Here is a 15,963-nt window from a genome sequence, read left to right on the forward strand (position 1 = left end):
CCAAGCAGCGAAACAACCGGCCGGCGGCCCCTGTCCGCCGGCTTTTAAGTTTGTGGCAAGTCGTGCCTTCTTTTTTAGAAGAGGGGCGCCAATATGCCGGTCGGCTTTGCCTGCGGCGGCAACCTGCGATAAAATGGCGTCGTGGTCGGAGAGACTCCCCTCGCGCCTGAAAGAGTGCTAAAGCCCCGCCGATGAAACCGAATTTCGCGCTTACGCTGTCCTTCGAGGGCATCGGCCTGCTCTACCGGGCCTTCCCCGGCTGGAACCGGGTGGGCGAGGTCGCGCTTGACAGTCCCGATCTGACTGGCGCACTGGCCGTACTGCGCGAAACCGCTGAGCAAATTTGCGGCCCCGACTTCACCACCAAGCTCGTCATACCCAACGACCAGATCAAGTTCCTGTCGCTGGATCTCGGACTGGCGAATGAAGACGAACGCAACAGCGCGATTCGCGAAGCGCTCGACGGCGCGACGCCCTATCCGGTAGACGATCTTGAATACGACTGGTCGGTCGAAGGTGATCGGACACTGGTTGCCGCGGTCGCGCGCGAAACTCTGGCCGAGGCTGAAAGTTTTGCCATCACGCACGGGTTCAACCCGGTCAGCTTCGTTGCCATGCCGCAGGACGAAGAGTTTTCCGGTGAACCTTTCTTTGGCCAGACCCGACATGCCGACTCGCTGCTCGATGTCGGCGAGCAGGTCCAGCGCGACATGGCCGCCATCCGAGTGACAGGCGTGACCCGCCTGCCGGACCCGGGCGACGAAGCCGACGGCGGGGTCGCTGCGGAGCCCGCCGCAACGCAAGGCGCCGATGCGGAGGAAACCGAGGTGTCGGAAGAAGCCGTCACGGCGGTTCCTCACGCCGAACACGCCGACGCACCGGAGCCGGAGGAGACCAACAGTGCCGACGCCAAGCCGCCGGGGACCGGAAAGACCGACAACACACCGGCCGAGGCGGACGAGACAACCGCCGAACCAGAGCTTGAGCCCAAACCGGAACCTGCCCCTGAGCCAGGACCAGAGCCTGAGCCGCAACCAGGGCCTGAACTCGACGCGGAACCGAAACCCGAACCGGAACCCGCCCCCGAATCGGACCCCGAGTCGGAATCGGTGCCGGTTTTCGAACACGCCACCGACCTGCTGCAACCGGAGCCTGACGCTGACGATTTGCCGTTCTCGGGAGCGGAACTGGCACCATCCCCGGAGGCCGACGCCGACGCTGAAAGCGTGCCCGCGTCGGTACTGTCGGACGCGCTGCCGGACGAAAGCGACAGCGAGACGGACGCTGCAACGGGCGCCCCGGCTTTGCCCGCCGCTGCGGCCGAACCTGCCCCGGCTTTCGCCTCGATGCGAGCCCATCGCGACGACGATATCGTCGACACCATCGCCCCGTCGCTCAGCGGCGTGCGACGCGAAACGTCTGATCTGACCGCACCGACGATTCCCGTCGCGGCCGACGATTTGCCTGCGGATGCGCCAGCGCCGACGATCGACGCCGCGCCCGATTCATATGACCGAGACGATGTGGTCGACAACGTGCCCCCGATGCCGGCCTACCTGTCCGTGCCTGAGGCAGGCGCAGCCCACGACACCACCGCGGATCTGCCCACCACCGCGCCAATCGATGAAGCCGGCGCGCCGCCCGCGCCACGCGGCGGACGGTTGAACTTCCTGTCCGGAAAAAGCCAAGAACAAGCCGCCGGTCTCGCCGCCGCCCTCTCGGCCGGAACTCCCGCCGACGCGATCGACCGCCGCGACCGGATCGACGGCGAACGCGACGAAGAACGCCGCCGGATGACGGTGTTCGGAGCTCGCAAGAGCCCATCGCCTGAACAAGAGATCGGCGGCAAGCCGCGCCATCTCGGGTTGATCCTTTCGGTGGTGCTATTGCTGTTCCTCGCCGGCGTTGCCGCCTGGGCCTCGATTTTCATGGACGAGGGGCTGTCGCGCTTTTTTGGTGGACCCCGCGACACCGACATTGCGGTTTTACCCGCCGAGACGGTGGACGAGTTGGCGATCGAGGGTGAAGAGGCGATGGTCCCAACCCCGCCCGAGCCCAGCCCGACCGCGCCTGAACCTACGGATCTTGCCGCGCTCCAGCCCGAGCCCGCCCCCGAAACCACGCAGCCGCCCGCGCTGGTGCAGCCCGCCTTGCCGCATGCGCTGACCGAGAGGGAAGCGCAGGCGCGCTATGCCGTGACCGGAGTCTGGCAGCGTGCGCCGCAGGCGCCGCAACTGCCCGACCAGCTTTCGCTGGACGATTTTTACGTCGCTTCGATCGACCCGCAGGTCGAGGCCCAGGATGCCGTCGCCCTGCCCCCGACCGTCGCGCTCGACACCGATGTCGCCCTCGGCGGATCGCCCCGGTCCGCAACCCGTGGCGCCCGCTTCCAGTTCGACGCACGCGGCCTGGTGGTGGCCCGTGCCGACGGAGCTGTCAGCCCCGAAGGCTTCCTTGTTTTTTCCGGACGCCCGCCGGTCTGGCCCGCCGCCCTGCCCCAACGACTGAGCGACGCGCTGCCTGACAGCGCCGAACAGTCTGCCGAAACCGCTCGACGCGCCGCCGTCCGTCCCAGATTCCGGCCCGACGGACTGATCGAAGAAAACGAGCGCCAGACCCTCGGTGGCCTGACCCGGGCGGAACTCGGCAAGAAACGACCCAAGGCGCGGCCCGAGCAGGCCGCCCAAAAGATCGAAGAGGAAAAACAGGAAACCGGCACCGAATTCGCCGTCGTCGAATCCCGCAAGCCGCGTCCGCGCCCCTCGAACTTCGCCCGCTTGGTCGAGCGCGCCCGCAAGACCGAACGGGCCACCGAACCGCAGGAAACCACCCAGGCCGCTGCCGCCGTACCGCGCTCTCAGGTCACCGCGCCCGCCGCCCCGTCGAAAGCCTCGGTCGCCCAGGCCGCCACCGTGCGCAACCAGCTGAACCTGCGCAGGATCAACCTGATCGGCGTTTACGGCAAACCCAGTTCACGGCGGGCGCTGGTGCGTCTGGCCAACGGCCGCTACAAGAAAGTCAAGGTCGGCGACCGGCTCGACGGTGGCAGCGTCCAGGCGATCAGCGATGCCGAGTTGCGCTATACCAAGAACGGCCGCAACGTGATCCTCAAGATGCCGCGCGGCTGAAACCGGCGCGATGGCACGACAGACCGACCTCACCCCGGACGTCCTCGTGATCGGCGCTGGCACCGCGGGCTTCGGCGCCGCCATTGCCGCCGCCCGCAAGGGGCTTTCCACCTGCCTGATCGAGGCCGGACAAACCCCCGGCGGAGTCATGGCCAGCTGCCCTGGCATGCCTTGGGGAGCGGCATATCCCCGTGACAGGCTGGTCGGAGGCGTGATGGAAGAGTTGGCTGGACGGCTCTTTGCCATGTCGCCCCCGGCGGCCGGGAAACGCCCGTGCACGTTGGCTAATTTCGGCCCCGAGATCGTCTACGACCCCGAAATCGCCACATTGACCATGGTCGAGATGCTGGAGGAGGCGGGCGTCGAGTTTCACCCCGGCACCATCGCGCTCGCCCCGGTGATGGACGGGGACCGCGTCTCAGCGGTCGAAATCGCAGACCGCCGGGAGCTGCAACAGGTTCGCCCGAAAATAGTGATCGACTGCTCGGGCGACGGCGACATCTCGGCCAGGGCCGGCGTGCCTTATGCGCTGGGCGGCACCTCGGGCAACATGATGGGTGTGTCGCTCACCTTTTTCATGTCAGGCGCCGACTGGACCCGGGTGTTTGCCGGCAACGACCCCTATTTCACCGCCCACGCCGCCCGCGGCATCGCCGCTGGCCGTCTGCACCCGGACCTCGCCAAGCTCTACATGATGAAGGGCTTTCATCCCGGCACCGTGTTCTGCAACTCGGTGGTGATCCGCGGCGTTGACGGCACTGACCCGGCAGATGTCGCCCGCGCAACGCAGGAAGGCCGGCGCCGCTGCCTGGCACTGGCGCGGTTTCTCGTCGACGAAGTGCCTGGTTTCGAAACCGCCCGCATGACTCATCTCGGTCCTACCGTCGGCGTACGCGAAACCCGCAAGCTCGAAGGCATGGTACAGATCACCGGCGCCGATCTCGCCGCTGCTACCAAGTTTCCGGACGGCGTTGTTGCCTGCGACAATCCGATCGACGACGTCATGCGCAGCGACAATGCCATGACTCACCACCCCGCGCTGTCCTATGGCGATTACTACACCATCCCCTTCCGCGCGCTGGTGCCGCAGCGAGTCGAAAACCTGATGTTCGCCGGGCGCATCGTGTCGACCGATGCCCGCGCCTTCGCCTCGGTGCGCGGGATGCCGCAATGCATGGCCATGGGTCAGGCCACCGGCACCGCCGCGGCCCTGGCGATCGACGGTGGCCTTCCCGTGCAGCGGATCGATACTGCCGCGCTGATCGCCGACTTGCAGCGCCAAGGCCTGCGCGGACTGGGCAGCGACCGGCTATGACCTCAGCTAAAGGCTCGCGCCCTCCGGCACGCAGAAACCCGGCCACCGCACAGGCGGCCGGGCTCTATTTCAAGTCGGACCGGGCTTATTCCGCGGCCTGAATCTCGCCACTTTCGATCTGCTCGCGCTCAATCGACTCGAACAGCGCCTTGAAATTGCCTTCGCCAAAACCGTCATCGCCCTTGCGCTGGATGAACTCGAAAAAGATCGGCCCGATCACGGTTTTCGAGAAGATCTGCAAGAGGATGCGGGTTTCGCCGCCACCGACCACACCTTCGCCGTCGATCAGGATGCCATGTTTCTTCATCCGGTCGAGCGGCTCTTCGTGATCTGTCACGCGGTCCCGCGACATCTCGTAATAGGCATCGTTCGGGCCCGGCATGAACTTGAGCCCGCGCGCGGCGATCTCGTCGGTGCTGTCATAGATGTTCTCGGTGCCGACGGCGATGTGCTGAATGCCTTCGCCATTGTATTTCCTGAGATAGGAAACGATCTGGCCTGTTTCGCCGCGGTCTTCGTTGATCGGGATGCGGATCTTGCCGCAGGGGCTGGTCAGCGCGCGGCTGAAGAGGCCGGTGAATTTGCCCTGGATGTCGAAGAAGCGGATTTCACGGAAGTTGAACAAGTCGCCATAGAACCCGAACCACTTGTCCATGTTGCCCTTGAACACGTTGTGGGTGAGGTGATCGAGATAGTAGAACCCGACGCCGGCGGGGTGCGCGTCGGTGATCCAGTCGAACTCGGCGTTGTAAGCCGACGTGTCATAATAATCCTCGATGAAATAGATCAGCGACCCGCCGATGCCGCGGATCGCCGGCACATCCATTGCCTTGCCCGGACCATCATAAGGCTCGGCCCCCATTTTCACTGCGTGTTCGAAGGCGTGCCGCGCATCGACCACGCGCCATCCCATGGCCGGCGCACAGGGTCCGTGCTCCTCGATGAACGCGGCGGCGTGGCTGCCCGGCTCCATGTTGATCAGGTAGGAAACATCGCCCTGCTGCCAGAGCTCGATCGCCCTGGTCTTGTGATTGGCGACGTGTTCAAATCCCATCTGCGCGAAAAGATCGCGCAGCGCCCGCGGCTCGGGATGGGCGAACTCGACGAACTCGAACCCGTCGGTCCCGGCAGGGTTCTGTTCGGAAATCGTGGCGCGGGGCGCGTCATGCGGGAAAGGTCCCATGGGTGTGGTCTCCTAATCGGTCCTGTTACTCTAACAGTTTACCGCAAATCGCCTGCTACATTTGCGCGTTTTTTCAGGTGTTTTGGTTGATGGATGCGGATTACACGCGTATATCTTTCTGAAAGCGCAAGGATCAAGCATATGTTCGATGACACGGATTCGCGCCTGCTGGCCGCTCTGCAGAAAAATGCCCATCTCACCGCGCAGGAACTCGGCGAACTTTTGAACCTTTCGCCCAGCCAAGCCGGGCGCCGGCGCCAGCGGTTGGAAAGCGCAGGCGTCATTCGCGCCTATTTCGCCCGGCTTGACCCACTGAAGCTCGGCCTCGCGGTGCAGGCCTTCGTGCAGGTTCAGCTTTCCACCCATAACCCTGAGCAGGCGAAAAGCTTCAACCGGCTGATTTCCACCCGTCCCGAGATCGTGAGCGCCTGGACATTGACCGGCGACGCCGATCTGCTACTGCGCATCTATGCGCAAGACCTCGCCGCGCTGAACCGGTTAATTCACGAAGTCCTGCTGCCGCACGAGGCGGTCTCCCGCGTGCACAGCCAGATCGTGATGGATCAACCCAAGGCCGACGCGCCCCTGCCGATGTAAAAGGACCCATGGACAGCTTCCTGCTTCAGGCCACCGTCTATCTCGCCGCCGCGGTCGTCGCGGTGCCCATTTCGGCCCGGTTGGGGCTGGGCTCGGTTTTGGGTTATCTCGCCGCCGGTATGTTGATCGGCCAGATCCCAGGGATCGGCTCCGAAACCCAGGACCTGCAGCATTTCGCCGAATTCGGCGTGGTGATGATGCTGTTTCTCATCGGGTTGGAGCTCGAACCCAACGCGCTGTGGAACATGCGCCACCGGCTTCTGGGGCTTGGGGGATTGCAGATCCTCGTCACCGGCGCCGGCATCTTCGCGCTCTCCGCCGCACTCGGGCTCGACACCGGCGCGTCCATTGCGGTTGGCATGCTTCTGGCGCTCAGCTCCACCGCCATCGTACTGCAGACCCTGTCGGAAAAGGGTCTGATGCAGACCAGCGGTGGTCGCTCGGCCTTTTCGGTGCTGCTGACCCAGGACATAGCGGTGATCCCGATGCTCGCGCTTCTGCCGCTGCTGGCGGTGCACGTGCCGGTGCGGCTCAACCCCGACGGCTCGATGACGCGAACCGCGGTGGAAGACGCCCATGCCAACTATTCGTTGGTGCAGGATCTGCCCGGCTGGGGCGTCACGCTGGTCACCATCGGTGTCGTCGCCGCCATCATCCTGGCGGGCATCTACCTCACCCGGCCGATTTTCCGCTTCATCCACGCCAGCCGCCTGCACGAGATGTATACCGCGTTCGCCCTGCTCATTGTCATCGGCATCGCCTACGTGATGACGTTGATCGGTCTCTCGCCCGCGCTCGGCGCCTTTCTGGCCGGCGTGGTTCTGGCCAACTCGGAATTCCGCCACGAGCTCGAAAGCGACATCCAGCCCTTCAAAGGCTTGCTGCTCGGCCTCTTCTTCATCACCGTGGGCGCCAGCATCGACTTCCCGGCCTTCCTCGCCCGACCCTGGAACATTCTCGGGCTCACCTTCGCGCTGATCGCGATCAAGGGCACGGTGCTCTATTTCATCGGCCGCGCCTTCGGTCTCCGGCATCGCGAACTCTGGCTTTTCACCCTGTCACTCGCCCAGGCCGGCGAATTCGGCTTTGTGCTGATCTCGTTTTCGCTCCAGCAGAACGTGATCCTGCCGTCTCTGGGCGAAAAGCTCCTGCTGGTCATCGCCATGTCGATGCTGGCAACGCCACTGCTTTTCATCCTCTACGACTGGCTGTCGCAGCGCTTCGCCGACCGTGTCTCCGACGCACCCGAGGACGAAATCGACGAACAAGGTCCGGTCATCATCGCCGGCATCGGCCGCTTCGGCCAGATCGTCAACCGGCTGGTCAGTTCCTCTGGCTTCCGAACGGTGGTGCTCGACAATGATCTCGAAACCATCCAGCTGATGCGTCGGTTCGGGGTCAAGAGTTTCTTCGGCGACCCCACCCGTCCCGAGCTTCTGCGTGCCGCGGGCCTGAAAGATGCCCATATTCTGGTTGTTGCCCTGAACAAAACTGAAGACGCGCTCAAACTTGTCAAACTGGCCCGCCGCGAACGCCCTGATCTCTTCATCATCGCCCGTGCTCACGACCGCGCCCACATGTTCCAGCTCTACGCCGCCGGCGCCGACAAGATCGTGCGCGAACTGTTCGACAGCTCGCTCCGCGCCGGCCGCTACGCGCTGGAAAACGCCGGCCTCTCGGAATACGAGGCGGCGGCCGCTGAACAGGCCTTCTACGCCCATGACCGCCACGCAATGCTGGAACTGGCCGAACTATGGGATCCCAATATCCCCTCTCCGCAAAACGAGGCCTACGTCAAACGCGCCCGCGAACTGGAAAAAGACCTCGAAACAGATCTGTTGTCGGCCATCGAGTCGCGCCGCGGAGCGACCTCGGAATAAGCCAATATCGCGCCACGTGTCAGTCACGGTATGGAATACCGCCATACGGGATCGCACTGCATTTCCATAGTCTGTTGACTGCTGGCAGTCCGCCGCACCGGGTCATGACCGACCCGGCCCGATTGATTTTTTGATTGAGGAGATTGCAATGCCCGAAAGATATTTCATTCCCATGAAAACCGAAAAAGTCAAAGGCGGGACGCGCCTGATCGGCCAGTTCATTGTCAACGGCGAGGTCACCGTCAGCGATGACACCCCGCCGAAAAACGACAGACCAAAGGTCAAGATCGAGATCCCCGATCTCTTTTTCGAGCTAAAGTGGATCGCCTGGCCGGGCTCGCCCTCGGCGGCGTTCGGTGCTGCCGCCGGCTATGAAGTGGTTTCCCCCGACGATGCGAGCTATCCACCGCCACGCAAATAGCCACGTTCGCGGTACAGAAGGGGCACGGCTCAGGTCGCGCTCTGGCCGCCGCCTTGTACCAGTACTGCAAGGTGTCGTACGTCGGGCCGCTCCAGCCGCTGAAGCAGCGCAGCAACTCTTTCCCGGCACGCTGCTCCAGCCCAATCGCGCCCCATCAGCACGTCCACCGCAGCGGAATGCCGCAACACCAACCGCCGCCACTGGTGCAGCGCCAGCAGCCGCAGCACCGCCCGCGGCAACGTCTCCGCCGGCGGTTCCATCCCGAGCGCGACATCGAGCGCCCTGGACAGCACGGCATAGGACGCCGACAGTTCCTCGGGCACCAGGACTGCCTTCACCCACCCGGGGACTCGCCCCGGACGCGCCTCCCAGGCCAGCACCGAATCGGGCAGGTTTGACGCCCCGCCCGGCAACAGTCCGGCCTTCGTCCCGATCTGCAAAAGGTCCGGGAAATCCAGAGCCTGCAGCGCCTCCGAACTCTGCGCAATGACCACATGCCAGGTCTCCGGCGCCGGCACATCGGCGCCATAGATCCGCGCTGCCGCGTCCAGCGTCAGCACCCGTCCGTGATCGGTCAGTCCATAGAGCGACTGGCGCCCATCGCGCTCGGCCACGATCCAGCCGTCGCGCTTAAGACGGTGGATCGCCACCCGTAGCGCCTCGGGCTTCATGCCCATCGGCTCGGTCAATTGGGTGATGACCGGGCCTGAGACCCGGGCCCCCTTCTCGGCCGCCAAATCACCCAGGATGGTCACGATCAGTGACCAGGTCTTGACTGCCCCGCAAGCCAGCAACAGGTCGAGAACCTCCTGATATGTCGCGCTTTTCATCCTTGCCATGGACGCAACCATAGCACGCAAGGCGGCGCTGGTGTAGAGTGCCTTTCCGCGCCCTCGCCGCTCAGAACGCGTTCATCGTCAGCAGCTCGTACTCTGCCACGGTTTCACCGTCCTGATCGGTCAGCGTTACATGCCAGCGGACCTCGCCATAGTCCTGCGACCGGGGCGTCTTGGCCTTCACCGTCAGGCGTACGGCGATGCGGTCGCCTGCCTGAACCGGTTTCATGAAACGCAGGTTGTCGAGCCCGGTATTGGCCAGCACCGGCCCCTCGTTGGGTTCGACGAAAAGCCCCGCGGCAAAGCTCAGGAGAAGATAACCATGCGCCACCCGGCCGGGGAAGAACGGGTTCCGCTTCGCCGCCGCCTCGTCCATGTGGGCATAGAAGGTGTCACCGGTGAAATGGGCAAAATGCTCGATGTCCTCCATCGTGATCTCGCGCGCCTTGGTGTGGATCGTCTCGCCGATCGGCAGTTCGCCGTATTTCCGCGTGAACGGGTGCGCCGGCCCCTCGACCTCGGCTGCGCCCGGTACCCAGCGCCCGCCCACAGCGGTCAGAATGTCGGGGCTGCCCTGCACCGCGGTGCGCTGCATGTAATGCAAGACGCCGCGCACGCCGCCCAGTTCCTCGCCGCCGCCGGCGCGCCCCGGGCCGCCATGGACCATATGCGGCATCGGCGCGCCGTGGCCGGTGGCCTCCGTCATGCTGTCGGCATTGTTGACATAGATCCGCCCATGCCAGGCCCCCGCGCCCAGCACCACAGTCCGCGCCACGTCGCCGTCGCGTGTGACCAGCGAGGTCACCAGCGACCCACCGCCGCGATTGGCCAGCGCCACCGCGTGATCGAGATCGCGATATCCCATCACGGTCGAGACCGGCCCGAAGGCCTCGGTATCATGCACCCTTGCCGCCCCGTCCGGATCGGCGCAATGAAACAGCATCGGCGCGACGAACCCGCCCTTGCCCCCCATCGGCAGCTCGTCCGTGCCATAGACCCGCTCGGCTTCAGCTCCGATCAGCGCGGCCTTTTCCAACACGTCGCGCTTCTGCTCCTCGCTGACCAGCGACCCCATGCGCGTGTTCTCGTCCCGTGGATCGCCGATCACCGTCTTCGACAACCGGGCAGACACCGCGTCGATCACCGCGCTGACCGTCTCAGCCGGTGCCAGGATCCGCCGGATCGCGGTGCATTTCTGCCCCGCCTTTACCGTCATTTCCCGCACCACTTCCTTGACGAAAAGGTCGAATTCGGCCGTCCCCGGCCCCACGTCCGGCCCCAGGATCGAGGCATTCAGGCTGTCCTGCTCGGCCATGAACCGCACCGCGTTGTCGAGCAGGCCGCCATGTCCTCTCAACGTCCGCGCCGTCACCGCCGATCCGGTGAAGCCGACGACATCTTGCGCCCCGAGATGGTCCAGCAGGTCGCCGATGCCGCCGGCGACGAACTGCAGCGCCCCCTCGGGCAGCAGCCCGCTGTCCAGCATCATCCGCACGGCCAACTCGGTCACGTAACAGGTTGTGGTCGCCGGCTTGACGATCGCCGGCACCCCTGCCAGAAGCGATGGCGCCAGTTTTTCCAACATGCCCCAGACCGGGAAGTTGAAGGCGTTGATATGCACCGCCACCCCCTGCAACGGGGTGCAAACGTGCTGGCCTAGGAACCGACCCTCGCGGCCGAACCGCTCCAGCCCGCCATCGAGGAAGACGTGATCGTCCGGCAGGTCACGCCGCCCCTTCGAGGCATAGACGAACAGAGTTCCGATGCCGCCGTCGATGTCAAACAGATGATCGCTTTGCGTCGCGCCGGTGGTAAAGGAAATGTCGTAGAGCGCCTGTTTGCGCTCGCTGAGAAAAAGCGCCAGCGCCTTCAGCATCGCTGCCCGCTGGTGGAACGTCATCGCCCGCAAGGCCGGCCCGCCCCGCGATTTCGCGAAGTCCAGCATTGCCGCAGCGTCAAGCGCCGCGCCGCCGGCTTCGGCGATCATCTCGCCGGTCACCGCGCTGGCAATCGGACGGGCCTCCGCGCCCGGCTGCAGCCAGGTCCCCGCCACGAAACTTTCGACTCGTTGCACAGCCATGCGCCTCTCCTCCCAATTGCCTGTCATCTTGCCGAAAATATCGCGGGCGTCTGGGCGCTGGCCCACAGTCCGCCTCGGCCAAGATATGCGCTAGTCTTTTATTGACCAACCGTTCGGTTTATGCAAGATCGAACCTGGAAACAGGGAGGGAAACATGAGCGGCACGGTTCTCGTCACCGACCACGGGGCTTGGGTGGAACTTACCCTGAACCGCCCCGACAAACTCAATTCCTTCAACGAAGAGATGCATGGCGCGCTGCGCGCTGCGCTGACCTCGGCCCGCGACGGCGGTAAGCGCGCCGTGCTGCTGACCGGCGCCGGCCGCGGTTTCTGTGCCGGCCAGGACCTCGGTAACCGCGACCCGCGCAAGATGGACGGGCCGCCCGACCTGGGGGCGACCGTGCGCAATTTCTGGGCGCCGCTGGTGCGGTTGATCAAATCGCTCGAATGCCCGGTCATTTGTGCCGTGAACGGCGTTGCCGCCGGTGCTGGGTCGTCGGTGGCGCTGGCCTGCGATATCGTGCTGGCTGGCGAATCCGCGAAATTCATCCAGAGCTTTTCCAAGGTCGGCCTCATTCCCGACACCGGCGGGAGCTGGCATCTCACCCGCCTCCTGGGCGAAGCCCGCGCCAAGGCCCTGGCGCTCACGGCCGAACCACTGCCGGCTGCAAAGGCCGCCAACTGGGGCCTGATCTGGAAATGCCTGCCTGACGATCAGTTGATGGACGAGGCCCGCGCCCTTGCCGCCCGTTTCGCAACAGGCCCCACCTTCGGCTATGCCGCGACCAAGCGCGCCATCCATGCCGCCGCCACCAACACGTTTGACGAACATCTCGAACTCGAAGCCGAGTTGATGAAGGCCTGCGGCGAAAGCGCCGACTATGCTGAAGGTGTCGCCGCCTTCCTCGACAAGCGCGCGCCCGAATTCAAAGGCAAATAGGAGCTCCAAGGCAAATGCCCCTCACGCCGAAACAGCGCGCCGAAAAGTCCGCCGCAGCCATGTGGGCCGAGGACAATGCCAGCAAATGGGCCGGCATGGCGATCACCGAGATCGACGAAGGCCGCTCTGTACTGGAACTCACGGTCGAAGAACATCACTGCAACGGACACGGCATCTGCCATGGCGGCGTAACCTTCATGCTGGCCGACAGCGCCTTTGCCTTCGCCTGCAACTCGCGCAACCAGTCGACGGTCGCGCAGCATAACCTGATTTCCTATCTCGCGCCCGGCCGCCTCGGCGACCGGCTCCGCGCCGAGGCAACCGAGCTGTCGCTGCAGGGCCGCTCGGGCATCTACGACATCAAGGTCACCAACCAGACAGGCCTGACCATCGCCGAATTCCGCGGCTTTTCCCGCGCCATCAACGGCAAGCTCTTCGAAGAATGAACCGGAGGACACCATGAAAGACCTCACCCCCGCCAAGTCCGACCTCGACCCGATCGAAATCGCCTCGATCGACGAGATCCGCGCCCTCCAGCTCGACCGTCTGAAATGGTCGCTGCGCCACGCCTATGACAACGTGCCGATGTATCGCCAGCGCTTCGACGAAGCCGGCGTGCATCCCGACGACCTGCAACAGCTCTCGGACCTGTCGAAATTTCCCTTCACCTACAAGACCGACCTGCGTGACAACTACCCCTTCGGCCTGTTTGCCGTACCGCGCGAGCAGATCATCCGCGTGCATGCCTCCTCGGGCACCACAGGCAAACCGACCGTCGTCGGCTATACCGAAACCGACATCGACAACTGGGCCACGCTGGTTGCCCGCTCGATGCGAGCCTCCGGCACGCGCCCCGGCGATATCGTGCACGTAGCCTACGGCTACGGTCTCTTCACCGGCGGCCTCGGCGCCCATTACGGCGCCGAGAAACTGGGCTGCACCGTGGTGCCGGTCTCGGGCGGCATGACCGAACGCCAGGTGACGCTGATCCGGGATTTCAAGCCGGGCACGATCATGGTGACGCCGTCCTACATGCTCAACATCCTCGAAGAGTTCCAGCGCCAGGGGATCGATCCGCGTGAGAGTTCGCTTGATGTCGGCATCTTCGGCGCCGAGCCCTGGACCAACGCGATGCGCGAAGAGGTCGAACAGGCTTTCGACATGCACGCCGTCGATATCTACGGCCTCTCCGAGGTGATGGGCCCCGGCGTCGCCAACGAATGCGTCGAGACCAAGGACGGGTTGCATATCTGGGAGGATCATTTCCTCCCCGAGGTGATCGACCCCGAAACCGGCGCGGTGCTGCCCGACGGCGAGATGGGTGAACTGGTGTTCACCACGCTGACCAAGGAAGGCCTGCCGATGATCCGCTACCGCACCCGCGACCTGACCCGCCTGCTGCCGGGCACGGCGCGCGCGATGCGGCGGATGGAAAAGATCACCGGTCGCTCAGATGACATGATAATCCTGCGCGGCGTCAATGTCTTCCCCACCCAGATCGAGGAACAGATCATGAAATGCGCCGGCCTCGCGCCGCATTTCCAGATCGAACTGGTCAAGAAAGACCGCATGGACGCCATGATCGTCCACGCCGAATGCACCCCCGATCAGGCCTCGGACGAGGCCCGCGCCGCCAGCGCCAAGGAGCTTGCCCACCACATCAAGTCCGTCGTCGGCGTATCGACGAAAATCGAGATCCATCCCGAAGGCGGCGTCGAGCGCAGCCAGGGAAAGGCCCGCCGGGTCGTCGACAACCGCCCGAAAGGTTGAGTCCTTGGCCAGAACGATTGCGAAAGACCATGGCCAAAAGCGCGCCCAGATCCTGAAATCGGCGGCGAAAGTCTTTGCCGATCAGGGGTTTGACCGCGCCTCCATGGCAATGCTCGCATCCGAATGCGGAATCTCGAAAGCCAATATCTATCACTACTATGACAGCAAGGACGCGCTGCTCTTCGACCTACTCGACAACTATCTCAGCACCCTGCGCGACCGGGTCTGTGGCGTTCGCTCCGATGGTCCTCCGGAACGGGCCCTGAGGGAGACGGTGCTGGAAATCCTGCTTGCCTACCAGGGGGCGGACGACGAACACCGGGTGCAGAGCGCCGGGCTTGGCGCGCTGCCCGAAGATCAGCAGAAGGTCCTGAAATCCTATCAGCGCGACATGGTCCAGCACCTTTCGGGCATTCTGGCGCGTGTCTCGCCGTCCACCTTCGCAGGCAACCCGGCAAAGCTACGCGCCGCGACGATGTCGGTCTTCGGCATGCTAAACTGGTTCTACATGTGGAACACGGGCGCCGACGAAGCCGCACGCCGCGAGTATGCCGACTTGGTTTCCAACCTGACGCTGGGCGGCCTCAAAGGCCTCTGACCCCTGAACCTCTCGGCCGGTTTTCGCCGCCGGTCTGGCGACGGAACCGGCGCCTGCCTACGTAAGAAATATAGGCAAAACGGCCCCCGGGCCAGGCAGACAGAGAGGACAATTGAGATGAAACCAACCCTTTTCGCAGCCGCCCTCACGGCGCTCACCCTCACTCCCGCCGCCCAGGCCGACCCGGCATATGGCATCGGCCTGACCTATACTTTCGGTGCCGGGGGCGGCGATGTCGCCATCGGCGCACGGGTCTTTTCCGACGACACGCCCGAAAACGGCGCCTTGTCGCTGGGACTCGACTACAAGATCAATTCACAAAGCCTGCGCCCCAGCATCGGTGCCGCCTGGCTCGATCGGGATGTCTATGGCGACCTCAGCCTCGGTTATGATTTCGGCGCGCAAAGCGTCGATTTCGGCCTCGGCCTCGGCGGCTGGAGCAACTGACGCGGCGTTCAGGTCGGGGCCGTCAGGCCAAGCCCTTGCAGAACACTCTCGGCTCGCTCTTCCCAGGCGGCACGGATCTCGGCGTTGGGCCTGTGCCGCAGTCCCATCGCGCGCAGCGCCTCATAGCGGTTGCCCTCACCCGAGCCGAAACTCGCGGCCACCCGCGGCCACCAGTAGTCGATGCTGGCCTGAAGCGCCGCACCTTGGTCTTCAGCCATCAGCCGTACCATCCCCTCTTCCGCCAGCTCCGCATGGCGCTGCTCGATCGGAGCGATCAGCCGGAAAGCCTCGGCCAGCGGTTGATAGCTCACGCGCTTGAAGTCCTGCATCTGCACATCGGCGGCATGGCCCATCAACAGGTTCATCACTACCGCGTCGCCCCAGCCTTCCAGCGGATAATTGAACACTGCCAGCCGCATGTCGTGCGCGCTGCGGGTCGCCCCGATGTCGGCCGCCCGCTCCAATCGCGCCGTCCACGGGTGATGGTTGGCGTATCGCGCCTGGTCGACGCCGAATTCGCCCATAAGTTTCAGCACCTTGTCGGCATTGTCGGTCTTTTCCAGCACGATCTTTGCCGCCGCGATTCGCTCCTTGATCCCTGGGCCGTTGTTGATCGTATCGGCAAACCCCGCCGCCCCGGCCAGTTCGGAATCCACGAAGGTCGCCATCAGCTTCATCAACTCGGCGCGATACCGCGGCGGCACGTTAGCCGGGCTGGTCAGCTTTCCGCCCTGCTCCAGATAGTCCTGAATGCTCATGTCATCCATC

14 protein-coding genes are annotated in these 15,963 nt (G+C 64.4%); 10 read left to right on the forward strand and 4 right to left on the reverse strand.

Going from position 1 to position 15,963, the window contains the following annotated elements; translation table 11 throughout:
* Positions 1-191 precede the first annotated feature (191 nt).
* Complete coding sequence (locus tag NO357_RS05310) at positions 192-3,128, forward strand: hypothetical protein (protein WP_306734565.1); 2,937 nt, start codon at positions 192-194, stop codon at positions 3,126-3,128.
* A 10-nt stretch (positions 3,129-3,138) separates the two neighbouring features.
* Positions 3,139-4,443, forward strand: a complete 1,305-nt coding sequence (locus tag NO357_RS05315) for an FAD-dependent oxidoreductase (RefSeq protein ID WP_306734566.1) — start codon at positions 3,139-3,141, stop codon at positions 4,441-4,443.
* 85 nt (positions 4,444-4,528) lie between these two features.
* Here NO357_RS05315 and hppD read toward each other — a convergent pair whose 3' ends face one another.
* Positions 4,529-5,626 (reverse strand): 4-hydroxyphenylpyruvate dioxygenase, encoded by a 1,098-nt coding sequence (hppD, locus tag NO357_RS05320; RefSeq protein ID WP_306734567.1) that lies wholly within the window; start codon positions 5,624-5,626, stop codon positions 4,529-4,531.
* A gap of 141 nt (positions 5,627-5,767) precedes the next feature.
* On the opposite strand from hppD, the gene NO357_RS05325 reads away from it, so the two are divergent.
* The 3 genes from NO357_RS05325 (at position 5,768) to NO357_RS05335 (ending at position 8,524) form a co-directional block, all read left to right on the forward strand.
* Positions 5,768-6,223 (forward strand): Lrp/AsnC family transcriptional regulator, encoded by a 456-nt coding sequence (locus tag NO357_RS05325; protein ID WP_306734568.1) that lies wholly within the window; start codon positions 5,768-5,770, stop codon positions 6,221-6,223.
* Between the two features lie 8 nt (positions 6,224-6,231).
* The gene (locus NO357_RS05330; RefSeq protein WP_306734569.1) at positions 6,232-8,103 is read left to right on the forward strand and encodes a monovalent cation:proton antiporter-2 (CPA2) family protein; all 1,872 of its coding nucleotides are present in this window, start codon (positions 6,232-6,234) and stop codon (positions 8,101-8,103) included.
* Positions 8,104-8,251: 148 nt separating this feature from the next.
* Positions 8,252-8,524 (forward strand): hypothetical protein, encoded by a 273-nt coding sequence (locus NO357_RS05335; protein WP_306734570.1) that lies wholly within the window; start codon positions 8,252-8,254, stop codon positions 8,522-8,524.
* 29 nt (positions 8,525-8,553) lie between these two features.
* On the opposite strand, the gene NO357_RS05340 is transcribed toward NO357_RS05335, so the two are convergent.
* Entirely contained in the window at positions 8,554-9,363 is an 810-nt protein-coding gene (locus NO357_RS05340; protein ID WP_306734571.1) for a PaaX family transcriptional regulator, read from the reverse strand.
* Between the two features lie 61 nt (positions 9,364-9,424).
* Entirely contained in the window at positions 9,425-11,440 is a 2,016-nt protein-coding gene (gene paaZ / locus NO357_RS05345; protein WP_306734572.1) for a phenylacetic acid degradation bifunctional protein PaaZ, read from the reverse strand.
* A gap of 154 nt (positions 11,441-11,594) precedes the next feature.
* Between paaZ and paaG the strand changes: the two genes are divergently transcribed.
* The 5 genes from paaG to NO357_RS05370 all read left to right on the forward strand — a co-directional run bounded on the left by paaG (position 11,595) and on the right by NO357_RS05370 (position 15,195).
* Entirely contained in the window at positions 11,595-12,380 is a 786-nt protein-coding gene (paaG, locus tag NO357_RS05350) for a 2-(1,2-epoxy-1,2-dihydrophenyl)acetyl-CoA isomerase PaaG (protein WP_306734573.1), read from the forward strand.
* Positions 12,381-12,394: 14 nt separating this feature from the next.
* Positions 12,395-12,826 (forward strand): hydroxyphenylacetyl-CoA thioesterase PaaI, encoded by a 432-nt coding sequence (gene paaI, locus NO357_RS05355; RefSeq protein ID WP_306734574.1) that lies wholly within the window; start codon positions 12,395-12,397, stop codon positions 12,824-12,826.
* A 13-nt stretch (positions 12,827-12,839) separates the two neighbouring features.
* Positions 12,840-14,150 carry a phenylacetate--CoA ligase PaaK gene (paaK, locus tag NO357_RS05360; RefSeq protein WP_306734575.1) on the forward strand — a complete coding sequence of 437 codons (1,311 nt, stop codon included), beginning with the start codon at positions 12,840-12,842 and terminating at the stop codon, positions 14,148-14,150.
* 4 nt (positions 14,151-14,154) lie between these two features.
* Positions 14,155-14,748 carry a TetR/AcrR family transcriptional regulator gene (locus tag NO357_RS05365; RefSeq protein WP_306734576.1) on the forward strand — a complete coding sequence of 198 codons (594 nt, stop codon included), beginning with the start codon at positions 14,155-14,157 and terminating at the stop codon, positions 14,746-14,748.
* Positions 14,749-14,865: 117 nt separating this feature from the next.
* Positions 14,866-15,195 (forward strand): hypothetical protein, encoded by a 330-nt coding sequence (locus NO357_RS05370; protein ID WP_306734577.1) that lies wholly within the window; start codon positions 14,866-14,868, stop codon positions 15,193-15,195.
* A gap of 8 nt (positions 15,196-15,203) precedes the next feature.
* On the opposite strand, the gene NO357_RS05375 is transcribed toward NO357_RS05370, so the two are convergent.
* Positions 15,204-15,962 carry a Phenylacetic acid catabolic protein gene (locus tag NO357_RS05375; protein ID WP_306734578.1) on the reverse strand — a complete coding sequence of 253 codons (759 nt, stop codon included), beginning with the start codon at positions 15,960-15,962 and terminating at the stop codon, positions 15,204-15,206.
* Between the last annotated feature and the right edge of the window lies 1 nt (position 15,963).

The organism is Marimonas arenosa (assembly GCF_030848945.1).
Classification (GTDB): domain Bacteria; phylum Pseudomonadota; class Alphaproteobacteria; order Rhodobacterales; family Rhodobacteraceae; genus Marimonas; species Marimonas arenosa.